This window comes from Bartonella taylorii 8TBB, assembly GCF_902825155.1.
GTDB lineage: Bacteria > Pseudomonadota > Alphaproteobacteria > Rhizobiales > Rhizobiaceae > Bartonella > Bartonella taylorii_A.
This window is the reverse complement of sequence record NZ_CADEAG010000138.1, coordinates 1-439: the sequence shown is the minus strand read 5'-3', so window position 1 is coordinate 439 and position 439 is coordinate 1. Positions and strand designations below refer to the sequence as shown.

The window sequence follows — 439 nt, the reverse complement described above, 5'->3', positions numbered from 1 at the left end:
TGTCGTGTGCATCAAAAAGTTCAACACCCCGCTCCCACGACATATTTAGGATTTTCATATCAAGAAGCTTCTGTCTAACACGCCGCATCCTTGATAACAACTTATCGGGATTAAACTCTGCCGTTCTTTTTCTTCCAAATCTAAAAGAAACTTAGTCTTTTTTCCCATACATCACACAACGTTGGAGAAACAAAAAACGTGCAGCTCTTTCAACCTTGGAGAGGCTCTCTGGTTCAATAGCCGCAAGTTCAAAAAACAACTGTCTTGAACAAACAAACCATTCTAGTCGTTTGGCTAAATCATCAAAGTCATTTTGAACACATTGAAACAGATGCGTGATCTCTACAATCAAATCAAAAATCACGGAACATTTGGCTGGTCTTTTAAATAGGAAGATAACACCAGAGCCTAAAAATGGTTCAACATAGGTTTCATGGTC

1 pseudogene is annotated in these 439 nt (G+C 38.7%); it reads right to left on the bottom strand.

Annotated features, from left to right (window positions below):
* A pseudogene (locus J7R13_RS09005) lies at positions 1-439 on the bottom strand (DNA adenine methylase); the annotation flags it as partial.